General features: G+C 62.5%; 17 protein-coding genes. 10 read left to right on the top strand and 7 right to left on the bottom strand.

Annotated elements, in window-relative coordinates:
- Positions 1-64: 64 nt before the first annotated feature.
- Complete coding sequence (locus IFT44_RS11900) at positions 65-475, top strand: YkgJ family cysteine cluster protein (protein WP_122480476.1); 411 nt, start codon at positions 65-67, stop codon at positions 473-475.
- Positions 476-656: 181 nt separating this feature from the next.
- Here the strand turns inward: IFT44_RS11900 and IFT44_RS11895 are convergent, their stop codons facing one another.
- The 3 genes from IFT44_RS11895 to thiI all read right to left on the bottom strand — a co-directional run bounded on the left by IFT44_RS11895 (position 657) and on the right by thiI (position 6,387).
- A complete protein-coding gene (locus IFT44_RS11895) occupies positions 657-2,654 on the bottom strand; it encodes a methyl-accepting chemotaxis protein (protein ID WP_192175949.1) in 1,998 nt (665 codons plus the stop codon).
- A 194-nt stretch (positions 2,655-2,848) separates the two neighbouring features.
- Positions 2,849-4,669, bottom strand: a complete 1,821-nt coding sequence (gene typA / locus IFT44_RS11890; protein ID WP_122480478.1) for a translational GTPase TypA — start codon at positions 4,667-4,669, stop codon at positions 2,849-2,851.
- A 263-nt stretch (positions 4,670-4,932) separates the two neighbouring features.
- Positions 4,933-6,387, bottom strand: a complete 1,455-nt coding sequence (gene thiI, locus IFT44_RS11885) for a tRNA uracil 4-sulfurtransferase ThiI (protein WP_122480479.1) — start codon at positions 6,385-6,387, stop codon at positions 4,933-4,935.
- A 422-nt stretch (positions 6,388-6,809) separates the two neighbouring features.
- On the opposite strand from thiI, the gene glnA reads away from it, so the two are divergent.
- The 5 genes from glnA to ntrC all read left to right on the top strand — a co-directional run bounded on the left by glnA (position 6,810) and on the right by ntrC (position 12,256).
- Positions 6,810-8,216, top strand: a complete 1,407-nt coding sequence (glnA, locus tag IFT44_RS11880) for a glutamate--ammonia ligase (RefSeq protein WP_122480480.1) — start codon at positions 6,810-6,812, stop codon at positions 8,214-8,216.
- Between the two features lie 132 nt (positions 8,217-8,348).
- The gene (locus tag IFT44_RS11875; RefSeq protein ID WP_192175948.1) at positions 8,349-8,864 is read left to right on the top strand and encodes a DUF4124 domain-containing protein; all 516 of its coding nucleotides are present in this window, start codon (positions 8,349-8,351) and stop codon (positions 8,862-8,864) included.
- On the top strand, positions 8,864-9,460 hold the full coding sequence (locus IFT44_RS11870) for a DUF4124 domain-containing protein (protein WP_192176007.1): 597 nt from the start codon (positions 8,864-8,866) through the stop codon (positions 9,458-9,460). The genes IFT44_RS11875 and IFT44_RS11870 overlap by 1 nt, the downstream gene beginning before the upstream one ends.
- 277 nt (positions 9,461-9,737) lie before the next feature.
- Positions 9,738-10,823, top strand: coding sequence for a nitrogen regulation protein NR(II) (glnL, locus tag IFT44_RS11865; RefSeq protein WP_122480483.1), 1,086 nt, complete (start codon positions 9,738-9,740; stop codon positions 10,821-10,823).
- Positions 10,820-12,256, top strand: a complete 1,437-nt coding sequence (ntrC, locus tag IFT44_RS11860) for a nitrogen regulation protein NR(I) (protein ID WP_122480484.1) — start codon at positions 10,820-10,822, stop codon at positions 12,254-12,256. The genes glnL and ntrC overlap by 4 nt, the downstream gene beginning before the upstream one ends.
- 856 nt (positions 12,257-13,112) lie before the next feature.
- Here the strand turns inward: ntrC and IFT44_RS11855 are convergent.
- Positions 13,113-13,553 carry a hypothetical protein gene (locus tag IFT44_RS11855; protein WP_192175947.1) on the bottom strand — a complete coding sequence of 147 codons (441 nt, stop codon included), beginning with the start codon at positions 13,551-13,553 and terminating at the stop codon, positions 13,113-13,115.
- Between IFT44_RS11855 and trmL the strand changes: the two genes are divergently transcribed.
- Positions 13,552-14,007 (top strand): tRNA (uridine(34)/cytosine(34)/5-carboxymethylaminomethyluridine(34)-2'-O)-methyltransferase TrmL, encoded by a 456-nt coding sequence (gene trmL, locus IFT44_RS11850; RefSeq protein ID WP_122480486.1) that lies wholly within the window; start codon positions 13,552-13,554, stop codon positions 14,005-14,007. The two genes, IFT44_RS11855 and trmL, sit on opposite strands and share 2 nt — an antisense overlap.
- Positions 14,008-14,109: 102 nt before the next feature.
- Here the strand turns inward: trmL and secB are convergent, their stop codons facing one another.
- From secB to IFT44_RS11835, 3 genes are read right to left on the bottom strand one after another with little or no spacing between them, the layout of a single operon-like run.
- A complete protein-coding gene (secB, locus tag IFT44_RS11845) occupies positions 14,110-14,595 on the bottom strand; it encodes a protein-export chaperone SecB (RefSeq protein ID WP_122480487.1) in 486 nt (161 codons plus the stop codon).
- A gap of 45 nt (positions 14,596-14,640) precedes the next feature.
- Entirely contained in the window at positions 14,641-14,895 is a 255-nt protein-coding gene (grxC, locus tag IFT44_RS11840; RefSeq protein ID WP_122480488.1) for a glutaredoxin 3, read from the bottom strand.
- A gap of 1 nt (position 14,896) precedes the next feature.
- Positions 14,897-15,310, bottom strand: coding sequence for a rhodanese-like domain-containing protein (locus IFT44_RS11835; protein ID WP_122480489.1), 414 nt, complete (start codon positions 15,308-15,310; stop codon positions 14,897-14,899).
- 217 nt (positions 15,311-15,527) lie between these two features.
- Between IFT44_RS11835 and gpmI the strand changes: the two genes are divergently transcribed.
- The 3 genes from gpmI (at position 15,528) to IFT44_RS11820 (ending at position 19,747) form a co-directional block, all read left to right on the top strand.
- Positions 15,528-17,063 carry a 2,3-bisphosphoglycerate-independent phosphoglycerate mutase gene (gene gpmI / locus IFT44_RS11830; protein ID WP_122480490.1) on the top strand — a complete coding sequence of 512 codons (1,536 nt, stop codon included), beginning with the start codon at positions 15,528-15,530 and terminating at the stop codon, positions 17,061-17,063.
- Between the two features lie 3 nt (positions 17,064-17,066).
- Positions 17,067-18,359 (top strand): murein hydrolase activator EnvC family protein, encoded by a 1,293-nt coding sequence (locus tag IFT44_RS11825; RefSeq protein WP_122480491.1) that lies wholly within the window; start codon positions 17,067-17,069, stop codon positions 18,357-18,359.
- A 62-nt stretch (positions 18,360-18,421) separates the two neighbouring features.
- Positions 18,422-19,747, top strand: coding sequence for a S41 family peptidase (locus IFT44_RS11820; RefSeq protein ID WP_192175946.1), 1,326 nt, complete (start codon positions 18,422-18,424; stop codon positions 19,745-19,747).
- The last annotated feature ends 1 nt before the right edge of the window (position 19,748 follow it).

The following is a 19,748-nucleotide window of genomic DNA, read 5'->3' as shown; positions in this document are numbered from 1 at the left end:
TTCACTTTTTCACCAATGCCGGTATGATCGCGCGCCCTGATCCACGTTACCTGATGACCTGACGATGAAAAGCTCTTTGATTGCCGCCGCCGAAGTGGACCGCCTGGACACCTGGCAGAAATATTCCGCGCCGATGTGCGGCGCCTGCATCTCGACCTGCTGCACGCTGCCGGTGGAAGTGAAGATCAAGGACCTGATCCGTATCGGTGTGGTGGATGAGTTCGAGAAAGGCGACCCCCCCAAGAACGTTGCCAAGCGTTTGCAGAAGGAAGGCATCGTCGAGCGCTTCAACCAGAAGTCGGGCATTTTCACCCTGACGCGCATGAGCAACAACGATTGCCTGTACCTGGACAAGAAAAGCCGCCTGTGCACCATCTATGAAAAGCGTCCGGACACCTGCCGCAATCATCCGAAGATCGGGCCTCGCCCAGGCTTCTGTGCCTACCAGCCCAAGCCAGTATCGCGCCAAGGCTGAGTAACGTCCCTGCGACCCCTGTGGGAGCGGGCCCTGCCCGCGAAGGCCATACCACGGTCTGCCAGGCACACTGCAGCGCCCTTTCGCGGCCAATGACCGCTCCTACAGAACATCGCCACACGCCTCCCCCCTGTGGGAGCGGGCTCTGCCCGCGAAGGGAGCCCCGCCGAATTGCCGCCGGTCACCCCTGTCGGCTCAGCCCCGCCAGGCGGGTCGACAGGGCCTGCATGCCTTGGCTCAACTCGCTCAGGCTCGACGCATCGCGCGCGCCGTCTTCGCTGGCTGCGTGAATGCGCACTGCCAGTTCGTTGATCTCCTGGGTGACATGGCTCTGTTCCTGGGCGGCCACAGCGATCTGCTGGGTGCGCTGGACGATGTCGTCGAAACCGACCACCGTGCTCCCCAGCGACACGCTCAACACGTCAGCTTGCTGCGCCACGGTCCGCGTGCGGTCCTCGCCCGCGACCATGGTATTGACCGCCTTCACCGACGCCTGGCGCAGTTCGCCGATCATCTCCTGGATCTCGTCGGCCGAAGCCTGGGTCCGTCCTGCCAGGGTGCGCACCTCGTCGGCAACCACTGCAAAACCTCGCCCCTGCTCACCGGCGCGAGCGGCTTCGATCGCGGCATTGAGTGCCAGCAGGTTGGTCTGCGCGGAAATCGACTTGATCACGTCGAGCACGCCACTGACACTTTCTATGTCCTGACCCAGGCTGGTGATCGCCTGTGCCACGCTGGCGATATCACCGGTCAAGGAATTGATCGTCTGGCTGTTCTGCTGAACATGCCCCTGGCTCTGGCGCGCCGTCGACAGCGACAGCTGCGCGGTGTCGGAACACTCGGTGGTGTTGGAGGCAACCTCCTGGGCACTGGACGACATCTCGGTGATCGCCGTGGCCAGCAAGGTGTTGTCCTGACGCTGGGTTTCGGCGCGTCCGGCCATGATCACCGATAACCGAGCAACGTCATCGGACTGTTTCTGCAGGCGCAGCGCCTCATCGGCGATGGCCTTGAGCATGCTGCGCAGGTTGCCGGCGTAACGGTTGACCGCCCCGCGCAGCAGGCCGATCTCGTCCGCGCGAGCCACGTCCAGTTCGGCGCTGGCGCCACCGCCCTGCTCGCCCAGCTTGTCGATCTGTGCCGTGGTTTCGTTGATCTGACTGAACACCGCGCGCCCGGCCAGCCAGGCCAGACCGAACACCAATGCAAGGATCGGCAGCAAGGTGGTGAGGATATCCACAGTCAATTTGCTGGCAATGCCGGTCATGTGTGCCTGCGGCGTGGCCAGGCCCACCACCCAACCACTGGCCGGCACCCGCGTGAGACTGATGTAGCCCGCCCCACCCAGTTGCGCGTCCTGATCGATATGAAACGTCTGCGCTTCGCGCTGGCCGCTGCTGCGCCAATCGGCAACGCCCTTGAACCAAGGGTAGGCAGCGAGCATCGCCGCCTCGTCGGCAGGTGCCGGCTTGTCGTTGGCGGTCGGGAAATACAGGACCTTGCCCGAGGGGTCGATGGCGAACGCATAACCCCCGGTGACCTGCCCGTTGGACTTGAGGGAGTTGGCCAAGCCCGTGAGTGTCAGGTCGATGGTCGCCACACCGGCGAAACGTCCGTCACGACTGTAGGGCACCGTACAGGTGGTCATCAGGATCTTGCTGACCGGATCCTCGTAGGCATCCGACCACCCGCAGCGGCCAGGCGCGGATGCCTTGCCCTGCACGTACCAGTCGGCGGCGTGATAGTCATCGACGGCGCCGGCATTGTATTCCTCGGAATAACCCAGGCCCTGCCCACTGCGCGCCCAATAGAAACTGCGCCGCGGCACGCCTGCGCTGAACGCATTGGGCTCGGGCCACAGGCCACCGCCGGCAATGGCGGCATCGCCCTGTGAGTCGATGATCGGTGCCAATGCACCCTTCACCAGCTCGACGTCGGCCGGCAGCGTCGCGCCCAAACTCGCCAGCGCGGCGACGCGCCCCTCGACCTCGGCCAGCTGGATCGACAGCTGCCGAGCGATGGCCGTGGCCGACTGCTCGGCGCTCTTGGTGTTGGACTGGATCAGCTTGGGCTCGCCGCTGAGTACCATGACCGCGTAGATGGCCACCGTCGTGACCAGAAGGATGAACAGGATGCCCAGGCTGAAGCGGGACATGATCTTGGTAGGTAGCAGGCTCACGGGGCCCCCTTCGGAGGGAATCGATATTGCCTGCGCTATCGGCTCGGTCCGAGGAAACTCGAGAAGTGGGCGATGGAAGGTATGCAGGGTGCCAGGGCCGGCCCTTTCGCGGGCAGACCTGCCAACACACAGCCATAAAAAAACCCCCGGACGCTTTCGCGCCGGGGGCCTTTTCAATCAACCGGAACTACGGATCAGTTCTTGGCTTTCTTGGCAGCGCGGGTACGCTCGCCTTCGTCCAGGATCTTCTTGCGCAGACGGATCGACTTCGGCGTGACTTCGCACAGCTCGTCGTCCTGGATGAATTCCAGAGCCTGTTCCAGGGTGAAGCGAACAGGTGGAACCAGAGCGATGGTTTCGTCTTTGCCCGACGCACGCATGTTGTCCAGCTTCTTGCCCTTGGTAGGGTTTACGCCCATGTCGGTGTCGCGGCTGTTCAAGCCGACGATCTGACCGTTGTAGATCTCCTGGCCGTGCTCGACGAACAGCTTGCCGCGCGCCTGCAGGGTTTCCAGCGAGTAGGTCAGTGCCTTGCCGGTTTCGACCGAAACCAGTACGCCGTTCTGACGGCCGGACATGTGGCCCGACTTCATCGGAGCGTAGCGATCGAAGATCGAAGTCAGGATGCCAGCACCGTTGGTCAGGGTCAGGAACTGGTTACGGAAACCGATCAGACCGCGAGCAGGGATGTTGTATTCCAGACGAACACGGCCCTTGCCATCCGGCACCATGTTGGTCAGGTCGCCTTTACGCAGGCCCATCTCTTCCATGACCTTGCCCTGGGATTCCTCAGGGGTGTCGATGGTGACGTTTTCGAACGGTTCCTGCTTCTCGCCGTCGATGACGCGGATGATCACCTCAGGACGACCGACACCCATTTCGAAGCCTTCGCGACGCATGGTTTCGATCAGTACCGAAAGGTGCAGCTCGCCGCGGCCGGAGACCTTGAACTTGTCGGCCGAGTCGCCTTCTTCAACGCGCAGGGCAACGTTGTACAGCAGCTCTTTGTCCAGACGTTCCTTGATGTTGCGGGACGTCACGAACTTGCCTTCTTTACCGCAGAATGGCGAGTCGTTGACCTGGAAGGTCATGGAAACGGTTGGCTCGTCGACGGTCAGCGGCTTCATTGCTTCGACGTTGTCCGGCTGGCACAGGGTGTCGGAGATGAACAGCGAGTCCATGCCGCTCACGCAGACGATGTCGCCAGCGAAGGCTTCTTCAACGTCGATGCGGTGCAGGCCGTGGTGACCCATCAGCTTGAGGATACGACCGTTGCGCTTCTTGCCGTCGGCGCCGATGGCGACCACCGGGGTGTTCGGCTTGACGCTACCGCGAGCGATACGGCCAACACCGATGACGCCCAGGAAGCTGTTGTAGTCCAGTGCCGAGATCTGCATCTGGAACGGGCCGTCGCGGTCGACTTTCGGAGCCGGTACGTTGTCGACGATCGACTGGTACAGCGGGGTCATGTCTTCGGCCATGTCGGTGTGTTCCAGACCGGCAATGCCGTTCAGGGCCGAGGCGTAGACGACTTTGAAGTCCAGCTGTTCTTCGGTGGCACCGAGGTTGTCGAACAGGTCGAAGATCTGGTCCAGAACCCAGTCCGGACGCGCGCCTGGACGGTCGACCTTGTTGATGCAGACGATCGGACGCAGACCGGCTTCGAACGCCTTCTTGGTCACGAAACGGGTTTGCGGCATAGGGCCGTCCTGGGCGTCGACCAGCAGCAGCACGGAGTCGACCATCGACATCACGCGCTCTACTTCACCACCGAAGTCGGCGTGGCCCGGGGTGTCCACGATGTTGATGTGGTAGCCGTTCCAGTTGATGGCGGTGTTCTTGGCCAGGATGGTGATGCCACGCTCTTTTTCCTGGTCGTTGGAGTCCATCACGCGCTCGTCGTTGAGCTCGTTGCGCTCCAGGGTGCCGGACTGACGCAGGAGTTTGTCTACCAGGGTGGTCTTGCCATGGTCAACGTGAGCAATGATGGCGATGTTGCGTAGATTTTCGATCACTTGTGTATCTCGATCAGAGGATTCGGTTGCCGCGCATTCTACGTGGCGAATATTAAACAAAAAGCTATCCGGGCCAGACAGCGTAGGAACGTAGCGAGCGACGGCAAGGCAAGGAAGAAATAGGCGAGGAAGCACAGTTTACTGGTTGTAAATGAGCATTCCGAGCCTGTTTCTGACGCAGCATTGCCTAGCGCAGTAGTTCCTACGCTGTCTGGGGGTCGGGAGGGCGATGGCGGATACTCCCACCATTCAACCCTGGGACTCTATGTCGGACGATAAACGCGCACATTGGCATGTCCCTCACTCAACAGATGGTGAGCATGCAGTCGGCTCATGACGCCCCTGTCGCAATACAGCAAGTACTGGCGAGTGAAATCCAGTTCCTTGAAGCGGCTGTTCAGGGCATAAAAAGGCATTGCCTTGACCTCGATGCCGGCCAGTGACAGCGGCTGGTCTTCCTGGGCATCGGGGTGGCGGATATCGATGACGACTTGTCCGGACAGCGCCTCGCTGACCTCTTCGACCTCGATATCCCGGCCCAGCTGGTCGATGACTTCATCAATGGACACCAGCTTGGCGCGTTCCAGCGCTCGCTCAAGAACGGCCATGTCGAAAGACTTCTCTTCATGGACGACGCGCGGCAATTTTGCACTGGTGGTCGGGTTGACCGAAATCACGCCGCAATATTCTGGCATGTGTTTGGCAAAATCGGCAGTCCCAATTTCAACTGCTTGATCGATGATGTCTTGTTTGTGGCTCGCCAGCAGCGGGCGCAGTACCAATTTGTCGGTCGCGCTGTCGATCGCCGACAGGTTGGGCAGGGTCTGGCTGGACACCTGCGAGATGGCTTCGCCGGTGACCAGCGCGGGAATCTTCAGTTGGTCGGCCAGGCGCGTGGCGGCCCGCAGCATCATGCGCTTGAGGATCACGCCCATGTGGCTGTTGTCGACCTTACCGAGAATCTCGCCCAGCACTTCTTCGAACGGCACGCTGATGAACAGCACGCGCTGAGAGCTGCCGTACTTCTTCCAGAGGAAGTGGGCAACTTCCATCACCCCCAGTTCATGGGCGCGACCGCCCAGGTTGAAGAAGCAGAAGTGGGTCATCAGGCCACGGCGCATGATCTGGTAGGCGGCAACGGTGGAGTCGAAACCGCCCGACATCAACACTAGCGTCTGTTCCAGCGCGCCCAAGGGGTAGCCACCCATGCCGTCGTGCTGGTCATGGATGACGAACAGGCGCTGGTCGCGGATTTCCAGGCGCACCACCACGTCGGGCTTTTTCAGGTCGATGCCGGCAGCACCACACTCGCGGCGCAATTGGCTGCCGACGGTGCGTTCCACATCCATCGAGCTGAAGGCATGCTTGCCGGCACGCTTGGCGCGTACCGAAAAGATCTTTCCAGGCAGCAGCGGGCCGAAGTGCGTCTTGCACTTGGCCACGATGTCATCCATGTCGCCCAGCGGGTATTCGTCCACTTGCAGGAAATGCGCGATACCTGGCGTGCAGCTCAGGCGTTCGGTCATCTCGCGCAACACCTTGGCGTCCGTCAGCTTGGTCTGGACTTCAAGGTTGTCCCACACGCCAGTGACCATCAGCTGCGGGTCCAGGTCACGGAGCACCATGCGGATGTTCTTGGCGAGCTGGCGGATGAAGCGCTTGCGCACCGGCGGGCTCTTGATGGTGATCTCTGGAAAGACTTTTACGATAAGTTTCATGAAAACAGCGCGCGAAATGCCAGCCTGAAAAGAGGGGCGCGGATTATAGCGGAAATTGCTCAAGGTTTGACCAGTTATCGTACGAACGGGCAAACGCACCAATATCGACCACCCAAAACAGACCCGCACCAAACCAGCGCACCCCTCTTTAGCACCACCCCGTGTAGCAGCGGCGCAAGCCGCGTCTCGCGCTCATACCTATTAATGCCGGGGACGAAGCGTGACGCGGCTTGCGCCGCTGCTACAGTGGAATGGGTTCGAACCTGCGGATAGTGAGAATCAGCGTTGCGCCCATCACGGGGCACTGGCATGCAAATTGCTCCCTTGTGAGGCAGGTTGCCTTGGCCGACTATCGGGCCCGGCATCACACATATTTAGGGGCCCCCTTTCACAATCGGCCCCATTCCACCCCGGAGGACAACATGTCGAAGTCGGTTCAACTCATCAAAGATCATGACGTCAAGTGGATTGATCTGCGCTTCACTGATACCAAAGGCAAGCAGCAGCACGTCACCATGCCAGCGCGCGATGCTCTGGATGACGACTTCTTCGAAGTCGGCAAGATGTTCGACGGTTCCTCCATCGAAGGCTGGAAAGGCATCGAAGCCTCCGACATGATCCTGCTTCCGGACGACAGCACTGCCGTTCTGGACCCGTTCACCGAAGAGCCGACCCTGATCCTGGTCTGCGACATCATCGAACCGTCCACCATGCAGGGCTACGATCGCGACCCACGCGCCATCGCCCATCGCGCCGAGGAATACCTGAAGTCGACCGGTATCGGCGACACCGTGTTCGTCGGTCCGGAGCCTGAGTTCTTCATCTTCGACGAAGTGAAGTTCAAGTCCGACATTTCCGGCTCCATGTTCAAGATCTTCTCGGAACAGGCTTCCTGGATGACCGACCAGGACGTCGAAGGCGGCAACAAGGGCCACCGTCCAGGCGTCAAGGGCGGCTACTTCCCAGTGCCACCGGTCGACCATGACCACGAGATCCGTACCGCCATGTGCAACGCACTGGAAGAGATGGGTCAGGTCGTCGAAGTTCACCACCACGAAGTGGCGACTGCCGGCCAGAACGAAATCGGTGTCAAGTTCAACACCCTGGTCGCCAAGGCCGACGAAGTGCAGACCCTGAAGTACGTCGTGCACAACGTTGCCGACGCCTACGGCCGCACCGCTACCTTCATGCCCAAGCCACTGTATGGCGACAACGGCTCGGGCATGCACGTGCACATGTCGATCTCCAAGGATGGCAAGAACACCTTCGCTGGCGAAGGCTATGCCGGCCTGTCCGACACCGCGCTGTACTTCATCGGCGGCATCATCAAGCACGGCAAGGCGCTGAACGGCTTCACCAACCCGTCGACCAACTCCTACAAGCGTCTGGTCCCAGGTTTCGAAGCGCCGGTCATGCTCGCCTACTCGGCCCGCAACCGTTCGGCTTCCATCCGTATTCCTTACGTCAACAGCCCGAAAGGCCGTCGTATCGAAGCACGCTTCCCGGACCCGGCAGCCAACCCGTACCTGGCTTTCGCGGCCTTGCTGATGGCTGGCCTGGACGGCATCCAGAACAAGATCCACCCCGGCGATGCCGCCGACAAGAACCTGTACGACCTGCCGCCCGAAGAGGCCAAGGAAATCCCGCAGGTTTGCGGCAGCTTGAAGGAAGCCCTGGAAGAGCTGGACAAGGGCCGTGCGTTCCTGACCAAGGGCGGCGTGTTCAGCGATGACTTCATCGACGCCTTCATCGCCCTCAAGAGCGAAGAAGAAATCAAGGTCCGCACCTTCGTACACCCACTGGAATACGACCTGTACTACAGCGTCTGATCCCTGTGATGTGACAGAAAGGCCGCCCTCGGGTGGCCTTTTTTCGTTCTGCGCCTACCATGGCAACGCTGCACGCACCCCCTCAATTGCTCTATGCTGGCCCCCATGCAAGCGCCACTCAGAGAAGTTTCCATGCGCTCACCCCTAGCCTGCCTGTTGCTGCTGTGCGCGCTGCCCGCCGTGGCGCAGATCTACAAATACACCGACGCCGAGGGCAACACGGCCTACAGCAACCAGCCGCCCCAGGGGCGTGCCAGCCAAACGGTCGAGTTGCCGCCGCTCAACAGCGTGGAGTCGCTGCGCAAGCCCGCGCCAACCACCCTGCCGAGCACCACCGTCGCGGTGCCGCAGACCCAGTACAGCCAGCTGGAACTGACCGGGCTGCCAACCGACGAAGCGCTGCGGGCCAACAACGGCACCTTCGATGTGGGCGTGGCGATCGTGCCACGCCTGCGTTCGGGCGATCGCCTGCGCCTGGTGCTCGACGGCGAGCCCTATGGTCAGCCAAGCAACGTACCGCGCCTGCAACTGGTGAATGTCGATCGCGGCGGACATGGCCTGGCGGTACAGGTCCTCGATGCCCGCGAAGCCGTGATCCAGCAGAGCGCCACCGTCACCTTCACAGTCCAGCGGGTTCACCTGCCGTGATGCGCTGGACGCTGCTCTGGCTGGTAGTGATCGTCGCGTCGGCCCATGCCGCGGTGTACACCTACGTCGACGCCAATGGCAACCGGGTTTTCACCGACCAGCCGCGCAAGGGCGCCGAACGGGTGCCGATGCCTGCACGCGCCACGACCACCGCCCCGGCTACCGTGATGCCGCCGCGCACCAGCAAGGTGCCAGTGCCGAACAGAACCGCGGCGACGCGTTATCAGATGCTGCGCATTCTCGGGCCCCTGCCGGACACCGCCGTGCGCGAGGAAGACGGTTCACTGATCGTGACCCTGACCAGTGAGCCGGCCTTGCAGCCCAACCATCGCTACCGCCTGTTGCTCGACGGCGAAGTGGCACAGGCGCCGGGGCGCAGTCCGGTGTTCGCCCTGAGCAACGTCGACCGCGGCACCCATACCCTGGCCGCCGAGATCATCGATCAGGACGACCATGTGATCGAGCGCACGCCAGCCCAGCCGGTCCACCTGCAGCGTATCTCGCTGATCCAGAAACGCCGGGTTCACCCCTGCCGAAGTTCCGATTACGGTGTACGCCCGGAATGTCCACTCAAGGACAAGCCGGAGGACGACTGAGCAGCGGCAGCCGAAAACGATATATCCCTGCCCGCACTTTTTTGGTGCGCTATGCTGGTCATTGCCAGGCATGCCGTGCCATTTTGGGTCGCCATGGCATTTCACAGACCGAAGATCCCCTGCTGCGAAGCACTAATGGTACCCATTTGCAGGATCCGCGCTTCTTTTCGGAGCCTTGGTTTGGTTCTTGCATTTTCCCTGCACCAGCGAGTTTGTTTCGCGCGCGAACCCGGGCGCTGCCACGGGCGCCCTGTGCCAAAAGAGGTCACCTGTCCCCATGACCATCAGCGATGCCCTGCACCGACTGTTACTCGACAACCTCACCACTGCCACCATTCTGCTCAATGCCGACCTGCGCCTTGAGTACATGAACCCCGCAGCTGAGATGCTGCTGGCGATCAGTGGCCAACGCAGCCATGGTCAGTTCATCAGCGAGTTGTTCACCGAATCCACCGAAGCCCTCAACTCCCTGCGCCAGGCAGTCGAACAGGCTCACCCCTTCACCAAGCGCGAAGCGATGCTGACCGCGCTGGCCGGGCAGACGCTGACGGTCGACTACGCGGTGACGCCGATCCTCAGCAACGGCGCCACCTGGCTGCTGCTCGAAGTGCATCCGCGTGACCGTCTGCTGCGCATCACCAAGGAAGAGGCCCAGCTGTCCAAGCAGGAGACCACCAAGATGCTGGTGCGCGGCCTGGCCCACGAGATCAAGAATCCGCTGGGTGGCATCCGTGGCGCGGCTCAATTGCTGGCGCGCGAGCTGCCCGAGGAAAGCCTCAAGGACTACACCAACGTCATCATCGAGGAAGCCGACCGCCTGCGTAATCTGGTCGACCGCATGCTCGGTTCGAACAAGCTGCCTTTGCTGGCCATGACCAATATCCACGAGGTGCTGGAGCGCGTGGCCAACCTGGTCGAGGCCGAAAGCCAGGGCTGCATCACTCTGGTGCGCGACTACGACCCGAGCATTCCGGATGTATTGATCGACCGCGAGCAGATGATCCAGGCCGTGCTCAATATCGTGCGCAATGCCATGCAGGCGATCAGCGGCCAGAACGAGCTACGCCTGGGACGCATCAGCCTGCGCACCCGCGCCATGCGCCAGTTCACCATCGGCCATGTGCGGCATCGCCTGGTCAGCAAGATCGAGATCACCGACAACGGTCCGGGCATTCCTGCGCAACTGCAGGAAACCATCTTCTACCCCATGGTCAGTGGCCGTCCCGACGGCACCGGCCTGGGATTGGCCATTACCCAGAACATCATCAGTCAGCACCAGGGCCTGATCGAATGTGAAAGCCACCCCGGCCACACCACCTTTTCGATCTTCCTGCCGCTGGAACAAGGAGCCGCTTCGTCATGAGCCGTAGTGAAACTGTCTGGATCGTCGATGACGACCGTTCCATCCGCTGGGTACTGGAAAAGGCCCTGCAGCAAGAAGGCATGACCACCCAGAGCTTCGACAGCGCCGATGGTGTCATGAGCCGACTGGCACGCCAGCAGCCCGACGTGATCATCTCCGACATCCGCATGCCCGGCGCCAGTGGCCTGGACCTGCTGGCGCGCATTCGCGAACAGCATCCACGCCTGCCGGTGATCATCATGACCGCGCACTCGGACCTGGACAGCGCGGTCGCCTCCTACCAGGGCGGTGCGTTCGAGTACCTGCCCAAGCCGTTCGACGTCGACGAAGCGGTGTCATTGGTCAAGCGCGCCAACCAGCATGCCCAGGAACAGCAAGGCCTGACCGAAGTACCGGCGCTGACCCGCACACCCGAGATCATCGGCGAAGCACCGGCCATGCAGGAAGTCTTCCGCGCCATCGGCCGCCTCAGCCACTCCAACATCACCGTGTTGATCAATGGCGAGTCGGGCACCGGCAAGGAGCTGGTCGCCCACGCCCTGCATCGGCACAGCCCGCGGGCCGCGTCGCCGTTCATTGCGCTGAACATGGCGGCGATTCCCAAGGACCTGATGGAGTCGGAGCTGTTCGGCCATGAAAAAGGCGCCTTCACCGGCGCTGCCAACCTGCGCCGAGGCCGCTTCGAACAGGCCGACGGCGGCACACTGTTCCTCGACGAAATCGGCGACATGCCGGCCGACACCCAGACGCGCCTGCTGCGCGTGCTGGCCGATGGCGAGTTCTACCGCGTCGGTGGGCACATACCGGTCAAGGTCGACGTGCGCATCATTGCCGCCACCCACCAGAATCTGGAAACCCTGGTGCACGCCGGCAAGTTCCGCGAGGACTTGTTCCATCGCCTCAATGTGATTCGCATCCACATTCCGCGTCTGTCGGACCGTCGCGAAGACATCCCGACCCTGGCCCGGCACTTTCTCAGCCGCGCGGCCCAGGAACTGGCGGTCGAGCCCAAGCTGCTCAAGAGCGAGACCGAGGACTACCTGAAGAACCTGCCGTGGCCTGGCAACGTGCGTCAGCTGGAGAACACCTGCCGCTGGATCACGGTGATGGCCTCGGGCCGCGAAGTGCACACCGGCGACTTGCCGCCCGAGTTGCTGAGCCTGCCGCAGGACGCCGCGCCGGTGACCAACTGGGAGCAGGCGTTGCGCCAATGGGCCGACCAGGCGCTGGCACGCGGGCAATCGAGCCTGCTCGACAGCGCCGTGCCCAGCTTCGAGCGGATCATGATCGAGACCGCCCTGAAGCATACCGCCGGGCGTCGTCGTGACGCGGCCGTGCTGCTGGGCTGGGGTCGCAATACCCTGACGCGCAAGATCAAGGAGCTGGGCATGAAGGTCGACGGCGCCGACGAAGACGAAGTCGAAGAAGCCTGAGGTTCCGCACACCGTCACCGGCATATGCGATCCCTGTAGCAGCGGCGCCAGCCGCGTCCGACCTCACCGCGCTGGGTCTGATGCACCGCACATACCGCCGACGCGGCTTGCGCCGCTTCTACAGGGGTACGTCAGATGCCCAGCACACACCCCCACGGCATACCCGATCTCTGTAGCAGCGGCGCCAGCCGCGTCCGGCCTCACCGCGCTGGGTCTGATGCACCGCACGTACCGCCGACGCGGCTTGCGCCGCTGCTACAGGGGTACGTCAGATGCCCAGCACACACCCCCACGGCATACCCGATCTCTGTAGCAGCGGCGCAAGCCGCGTCCGGCCTCACCGCGCTGGGTCTGATGCACCGCACATACCGCCGACGCGGCTTGCGCCGCTGCTACAGGGGGTTTGAAGAAACTCTCCGCTTTTGTGCATTCGCCTTGTGCAGTGCACCCACACGATGCGCTAGCGAACATCGCTTATTGCTCGGATAAAACCTCGTCCGTTTCAATGAGCTAAAAGACTGTTATCCGATAAAAACAATTTTCCCTTACATTCCAATCAGATAGATTCCAAGACAAAACGTTTTTGGCGTTCAGAAAGCTTCTGCAACAAAACTGGCACGCACGCTGCAATGTACTAACCATTACCCAGTTTCGGGAACCTCGGTACAGGCAGGCCGGGGATTCCCTCTTTACACCGCGACTCCAGCCAAGGCTGGAATACCGCACAACTGTTTTGGGGACCTTGGTACAGGCAGGCCGGGACTCCCCTTCTTTACATCGAAACGCCCGGCTGCAAGGCCGGGTATTTCAGCCCCGCTTGGGGGGCCCCGGTACAGGCAGGCTGGGGTCCCCTCTTTTATTGCTCGCGCAGCTCGACGGTGGTTTGCCAGCGTCCATCGAGCTGCACCGCGCGCCATTGCATCTGCAACGGACGCGCTGCCACCACCGTCAACAACAACCCCTGATCACTGCGCTGAATGCGCCAGGTCACCGGCTTGCCGTCCACCAGCAACCGCCCGCTGGCCAGAGCGCCGGTGGCGTCGAACAGCATCGCCACCGTTCCTTCCACCACCTCGCCATGCACCCGCGGCTCATCGTTGAACCACAGCACCAACTGGTCGCGGTGCACTTCGATGTTGTCCAAGCGGGCAGGCTCGGGATTGGTCAGGCGACCGATCATCAGTCCGACCAGCAAGCCAATGATCGCCAGCGAGCCCAAAACCCGTGGCCACAGTTGCGAACGCTCGCTCGGATCAGGAGTAGAATGCTGCCCGTCCTTCAGTTCGGTGCCGCGCATGTTTCACGTGATCCTTTTTCAACCAGAGATTCCGCCCAATACGGGCAACATTATCAGGCTGTGCGCCAACAGCGGTTGCGCCTTGCACCTGATAGAGCCGATCGGCTTCGAGCTGGACGACAAGCGCTTGCGTCGGGCCGGCCTGGATTATCACGAATATGCCACTCTGCAGCGCCACGCCGACCTGGCCAGCTGCCTGGAAAGCCTGGGGCAGCCACGGGTGTTCGCGTTCACCACCAAGGGTTCGCGACCGTTCCATGATGCCAGCTTCCAGAAGGGCGATGCGTTCCTGTTCGGCCCGGAAAGCCGTGGGCTGCCGGCCGAGGTGCTGGACGCGCTGGACAGCCAGCACAAGTTGCGCCTGCCGATGCGCGAAGGCTGCCGCAGTTTGAATCTGTCCAATACGGTGGCAGTGGCGGTGTATGAGGCTTGGCGGCAACTGGGGTTCGAGTAAGGCTTGAGGGCCTCTTCGCGGGCAGAGGGCTCGCGAAATGGGCACCACGCACCTACGAAAAAGCGCCCCGAAAGGCGCTTTTTGTTCACTGCAAGCCAACGCTTACTGAGGCGCAGGCGCTTCGCCCGATTCCTGCATGCGCTGCAGTTCCTGGGCATAGAGCATGTCGAAGTTCACCGGAGCCAGCATCAGCGCCGGGAACGAGCCGCGGGTCACCAGGCTGTCCAGGGTCTCGCGGGCATACGGGAACAGGATGTTGGGGCAGAACGCACCCAGGGTGTGGCTCATCGAACCCTCGTCCAGGCCCTTGATCAGGAAGATACCGGCCTGTTGCACTTCGGCGATGAACGCGACTTCTTCACCGTTCTTGACCGTGACCGACAGGGTCAGCACGACCTCGTGAAAGTCCCCTTCCAGTCCTTTCTGACGAGTGTTCAGGTCCAGGGAAACGCTGGGTTCCCACTGCTGGCGGAAGATCGCCGGGCTTTTCGGCGCCTCGAACGACAGGTCACGCACGTAGATGCGCTGCAGCGAGAACTGCGGTTCGTTTTCGGCGGCAGCAGCGCCATTGTTCGCTTGGTCGGTCATCGCAGATCCTTGTGATCTTCAGAGGTGTGGGGGTAAGGGGACCGATCAGGCCCCCAGCAACGCGTCCAGCTTGCCGGCGCGCTCGAGGGCGAACAGGTCGTCGCAGCCGCCGACGTGCAACTCGCCGATCCAGATCTGGGGCACCGACGTACGGCCAGCCTTGGCGGCCATCTCGCGGCGCAGCTCGGGCTTGCCGTCGACCTTGATCTCGGTGAACGGCGCCTTCTTGCTTTCCAGCAGGTACTTGGCGCGCGAGCAGTAGGGGCAATAGTCGCTGGAGTAGACGAGGATCGGCTTCATGTCACTTCACCACAGGCAGGTTGTCGGCGCGCCAGCTCGAGACGCCACCGGCCAGCTTGGCGGCGGTGTGGCCGGCCTTGACCAGCTCGGCGCAGGCAGTGCCGGCGTGCTGGCCGATGGCATCGACCACGATCAGGGTCTTGCCCTTGTATTTTTCCAGCTCGCCGACGCGGCTGGCCAGCTTGTCCTGGGGAATGCTCAGCGCGCCGACGATGTGGCCCGCGGCGTAGTCCTTCTTGTTGCGGATATCCACGACCACGCCTTGGTCGCTGTTGACCAGCGCAGTCAGCTCGCGGGGGCTGAGGCTTTTGGCGCCCTTGCTCATTTCCAGCATGATCAGCATGACCAGCAGGACCACGAACGCGGTCACGAGCAGATAGTGATTTGTGGCGAATTCAATCAGGTGAGCGACCATCAGCAGGTTCCAGGGCGTTAAAATGTCGGCCAGTATACACAGCCGCCAAGTCCGGCCAAAGCCCGCCGGACGGAACCGCTCGGCCTGATTGCGGGTCTGTGCTTGTTGTTCTTGCACCCGCGGTGAAATAAACCGCCATGATTCGTCACGCAGGCCCGCAATGCCCTAAAATGCCGGGCTTCTCCTGAATGCTCTTCTGACATAGCGAGTGGGATCCATGACAGCCACGCCCAAACCCTTGGTCCTGATCATCCTCGATGGTTTCGGTCACAGTGAAAACCACGAGTACAACGCGGTCTATTCGGCTCGCAAGCCGGTGCTCGATGCCCTCATGGCACGCCAGCCCAATGGCTTGATCTCGGGGTCGGGCATGGATGTCGGGCTGCCCGACGGGCAGATGGGCAATTCGGAAGTCGGCCACATGAACCTGGGGGCCGGGCGTGTGGTGTACCAGGATTTCACTCGCGTGACCAAGGCCATCCGCGACGGCGAGTTCTTCACCAACCCCACGATCTGTGCAGCCGTGGACAAGGCCGTGGCCGCCGGCAAGGCGGTGCACTTCATGGGCCTGCTGTCGGACGGTGGCGTGCACAGCCACCAGGATCACCTGGTGGCCATGGCCGAACTGGCCGCCGGGCGCGGTGCGCAGAAGATCTACCTGCACGCCTTCCTCGACGGCCGCGACACCCCGCCCAAGAGCGCCCAGGCCTCGCTGGAACTGATGGATGCCACGTTCGCCCGCCTTGGCCGTGGGCGCACCGCCAGCCTGATCGGCCGCTACTTCGCCATGGATCGCGACAACCGCTGGGAGCGCGTCAGCGCGGCCTACAACCTGATCGTCGATGCTGCCTCCGAATTCCACGCGGCCACTGCCGTGCAAGGCCTGCAGGCCGCCTACGAGCGCGGCGAGAGCGACGAATTCGTCAAGGCCACCACGGTCGGCGAGCCGGTTCGCGTCGAAGATGGCGATGCCATGATCTTCATGAATTTCCGCGCCGACCGTGCGCGCGAGCTCAGCCGCGTATTCGTCGAAGACGATTTCCACGATTTCCCGCGCAATCGCCAGCCCAAACTGGCCGGCTACGTGGGCCTGACCCAGTATTCGGCAAAGATCCCGGCACCGGCGGCCTTTGCTGCCACCGGCCTGACCAACGTGCTGGGCGAATACCTGGCCAAGAACGGCAAGACCCAGCTGCGCATCGCCGAAACCGAAAAGTACGCCCACGTGACGTTCTTCTTCTCCGGTGGCCGTGAAGAAGAGTTCCCTGGCGAAGAGCGCATCCTGGTGCCCTCGCCCAAGGTGGCGACCTACGACCTGCAGCCCGAGATGAGCGCGCCGGAAGTGACCGACCGCATCGTCGAAGCCATCGAGCAGCAGCGCTATGACGTCATCGTGGTCAACTACGCCAACGGCGACATGGTCGGCCACAGCGGCATCATGGCTGCAGCGATCAAGGCGGTCGAGTGCCTGGACACGTGCGTGGGTCGCATCGCTGCGGCACTCGACAAGGTCGGCGGCGAAGCGTTGATCACCGCCGACCACGGCAACTGCGAGCAGATGGAAGACGTCTGCACCGGCCAGGCGCATACCGCGCACACCACCGAGCCGGTGCCGTTCATCTACGTCGGCCAGCGTGACGTCAAGGTACGCGCCGGCGGCGTGTTGGCCGACGTGGCGCCCACCATGCTCTGGCTCATGGGCCTGCCCAAGCCCGAAGAGATGACCGGCACCTCGATCCTGGTACAAGGCTGACCCATGCTCCGCGCCCTGATGTTCCTGACCCTGACATGCCTGCTCGGCCCGGCCTTCGCCGACGAGCGCGCGCAAACCCAGCAGCAGATCGACGCCACCCGCAAGGACATCGCCGAGCTGCAGAAAACCCTTGGCAAGTTGCAGGCGGAACGCTCCGGGGTGCAGAAAGAGCTGCGCACCACTGAAACCGAGATGGGCAAGCTGGAAAAGCAGGTGGAGGCCCTGCAGAAAGAACTAAAAAAGACTGAGGGCGAACTGGAGCGTCTGCAAGGCGAGAAAGCCAAGCTCCAGGCCGCCCGCGTCGAACAACAACGTCTCATTGCCATCCAGGCCCGCGCGGCCTATCAGAGCGGGCGCCAGGAATACCTGAAACTGCTGCTCAATCAGCAGAATCCGGAGAAGTTCGCCCGCACCCTGACTTATTACGATTATCTGAGCCAGGCGCGCCTGGAACAGCTGAAGAACTTCAACCAGACCTTGCACAAGCTGGCGGGTGTGGAAAAGGACATCAATCTGCAGCAGGCGCAGTTGCTGGTGCAGCAAGGCAATCTGGACAGCCAGCGCGAAGACCTCGACAAGGTGCGCAAGGAGCGTCAGGTCGCCCTGGCCAAGCTCAACGATCAGTACAAGCAAGGCGACCAGAAGCTGCAGACGCGTCAGCAGGACCAGGAAGACCTGGCCAAGGTGCTCAAGACCATCGAGGAAACCCTGGCACGCCAGGCTCGCGAAGCCGAGGAAGCGCGGCAGAAGGCCCTGCTGGCCGCCCAGGAGGCTGAAAAACGTCGGCAGCGCGAAGCGCAGGCGGCCGCCACCCGAGAAGCGCCAGCACCCGCACCACAGGCCCCTCGCGCACCGAGTGGCCCGCTGGTGTCGAGCAGCGGCGAAAGCTTCGGTGGTGCATTTGCTTCGGCGCGGGGAAAACTTCCATGGCCTGTCGATGGTCGACTGTTGGCACGTTTCGGGGAAACCCGCGGCGACGATGTCCGCACCAAATGGGACGGGGTCATGATCAGCGCATCGGCCGGCAGCCAGGTGCATGCGGTGCACGGTGGCCGCGTGGTGTTCGCCGACTGGTTGCGCGGCGCCGGGCTTCTGGTCATTCTCGACCATGGCAATGGCTACCTCACCCTGTACGGGCACAACCAGACCCTGCTCAAATCGGCCGGTGACGTGGTCAAGCCTGGTGATGCCATCGCCACCGTAGGTACCAGCGGCGGGCAAAGCACGCCAGCGCTGTATTTTGCAATACGCCAGCAAGGCAAGCCGACCGACCCCTCGCAATGGTGTCGAGGCTGACTGGCGCAGTCGTTCAAAAGCAGCCCTCAAAGGCGCGAACCCGTATCAGGAGTCTGTTAGACATGCCGCATCTGTCCCGCCTTACCTCGCTGGCCCTGACGATCGCCGTGGCCTGTGCTGCCCCGGCAGTGGTCGCCGCCGATCTGGCTCCCCAGCCCGCCCGGTCGGTTGGCACGGCTCCGGCCGCCGCACCGTTGCCGCTGGACGAGCTGCGGACCTTCGCCGAGGTGATGGACCGCATCAAGGCGGCCTATGTCGAGCCTGTGGATGACAAGACGCTGCTGGAGAATGCCATCAAGGGCATGCTCAGCAACCTCGACCCCCACTCTGCCTACCTGGGCCCCGAGGACTTCCAGGAGCTGCAGGAAAGCACCAGTGGCGAGTTCGGCGGCCTGGGCATCGAGGTGGGCAGCGAGAACGGCATGATCAAGGTGGTTTCGCCCATCGACGACACGCCAGCCTCCAAGGCCGGTATCGAAGCCGGCGACCTGATCGTCAAGATCAACAACCAGCCCACCCAGGGCCTGAGCATGACCGAGGCCGTCGACCTGATGCGCGGCAAGCTCGGCGAGAAAATCACCCTGACCCTGGTGCGCGACGGCGGTACGCCGTTCGACGTGACCCTGGCCCGCGCCACTATCCAAGTCAAGAGCGTCAAGGCGCAGTTGCTGGAAAACGGTTATGGCTATTTGCGCATCACCCAGTTCCAGGTGAAAACCGGCGAAGAAGTCGGCAAGGCCCTGGCAAAGCTGCGCAAGGACAACAACGGCAAGCTCAAGGGCCTGATTCTGGACCTGCGCAACAACCCCGGCGGCGTACTGCAAAGCGCCGTGGAGGTGGCCGACCACTTCCTCACCAAGGGCTTGATCGTCTACACCAAGGGCCGCATCGCCAACTCGGAACTGCGCTTCTCGGCAGACCCTGCCGATGCCAGCGAACGGGTGCCTTTGGTGGTGCTGATCAACGGCGGCAGCGCCTCGGCGGCAGAAATCGTCGCCGGCGCACTGCAGGACCACAAGCGCGGCATCCTCATGGGCACCGACAGCTTCGGCAAGGGCTCGGTGCAGACCGTGCTGCCGCTCAACAACGATCGCGCCCTGAAGATCACCACGGCGTTGTACTACACGCCCAATGGCCGCTCGATCCAGGCCCAGGGCATCATCCCGGATGTCGAGGTACGTCAGGGCAAGGTCACCCGCGATGCCGACACCGAAAGCTTCAAGGAAGCCGACCTGCAGGGTCACCTGGGCAACGGCAACGGCGGCGCCGATCGACCTTCGGGCAAGCCGGTGATCGGCGCCCGCAAGGCCCGGCCACAGGACGACGACTTCCAGATCAGCCAGGCGCTCAGCCTGCTCAAGGGCCTGAGCGTGACGCGCGGCAACTGAC

The organism is Pseudomonas sp. CFBP 13710 (assembly GCF_014842235.1).
Taxonomy (GTDB): domain Bacteria; phylum Pseudomonadota; class Gammaproteobacteria; order Pseudomonadales; family Pseudomonadaceae; genus Aquipseudomonas; species Aquipseudomonas baltica.
Note: the sequence above shows the minus strand (reverse complement) of the source record. Positions and strands in the feature narration are given on the sequence as shown.